We start from the raw sequence: 1,119 nt of genomic DNA, 5'->3' as shown, positions 1-1,119 counted from the left end.
GGTGCTGACCGCGAGCGCGCCGGTCACCAGCGCGCTGCGCCGGGCGGCGTCCGCGATGGCCTCCTCGCGGGCCCGGTCTCCGAGGCTCGTGCCGAGCGGGATGAGGAAAGCGAGCGCGACCAGAGCGCACATGCCGGCCGTGAGCAGGGCCAGCGACGACCTCAGTCGGGCGCCACCAACCGGAAGCCGACCCCCCGCACGGTGCGCAGGTAGCGCGGCTTCGCCGCGGACTCGCCCATTTTGCGGCGCAGCCAGTACAGGTGAACGTCGATGGTCTGATCCTCGCCGACCGATGGCTGCCGCCATACCTCCTCCAAGAGCTCCCGGCGGGACACTACCCGGCCCGGCCGTGCGGCGAGATACGCCAGCAGGTCGAATTCCTTGCGGGTCAGCGCCAGTGGCTCGCCGTCGAGGTGGGCGCTGCGCTCGCCGACGTCCACCCGCAGCCCGCCGACGCTGTGCACGGCCGGCTGGACCGTCCGGCTGGCCCGGCCGGCCCGGCGCAGCACGGTGGTGATCCGGGCGTCGAGGTGCGCGCCGGTGAACGGCTTGACCATGTAGTCGTCGGCGCCGGCGCGCAGCAGCCGGACCACGGACTGCTCGTCGTCCCGGGCGGTGGCGATGATGATCGGTACGTCGGTGATGCCGCGCAGCATCCGCAGCGCGTCCGAGCCGTCCAGGTCGGGCAGGCCGAGGTCGAGCACCACGAGGTCGGGGGTCTCGGCCGCGACCCGGCGCAGGGCGTCCAGCGCGGTGCCGACGGCGTGTACGGCGTGCCCCCGGTCGGCGAGGGACCGCAGCATCGCGCCGCGTACGACGTGATCATCTTCGACCAGGAGCACGGTGGCCACCCCAAGACCGTACTTGGCGTGGCAAGTTGATCGCGTTGCGGTGCACCTGCCGACCGGGCAAGCTGGTACAACGATGTCCTTCACGCTCTTCGCCGACACCCGCCTCGCGCTCGCCCGGGATTCGCTCGCGGGCCTGTCGGTCGGCGACGCGCTCGGCTCGCAGTTCTTCGTTCCCGGCCGGCGCCCGGCCGACCTGGCCGCGGGACGGCTTCCCCCGCCACCGTGGGAGTGGACCGACGACACCGAGATGGCCTGCTCGGTGGTCGCC

At 73.1% G+C, this 1,119-nt stretch carries 2 protein-coding genes; one reads left to right on the top strand and one right to left on the bottom strand.

All coding sequences use genetic code 11. The features are described from left to right. Positions 1 to 161: 161 nt before the first annotated feature. Entirely contained in the window at positions 162 to 851 is a 690-nt protein-coding gene (locus NCC78_RS31860; RefSeq protein WP_089001050.1) for a response regulator transcription factor, read from the bottom strand. Between the two features lie 73 nt (positions 852 to 924). Here NCC78_RS31860 and NCC78_RS31855 point away from each other — a divergent pair. Then, the coding region (locus NCC78_RS31855; protein WP_250799190.1) for an ADP-ribosylglycohydrolase family protein at positions 925 to 1,119 on the top strand (195 nt) is incomplete at its 3' end.

This window comes from Micromonospora phytophila, from assembly GCF_023656545.1.
Classification (GTDB): Bacteria; Actinomycetota; Actinomycetes; order Mycobacteriales; family Micromonosporaceae; genus Micromonospora; species Micromonospora phytophila.
Note: the sequence above shows the minus strand (reverse complement) of the source record. Positions and strands in the feature narration are given on the sequence as shown.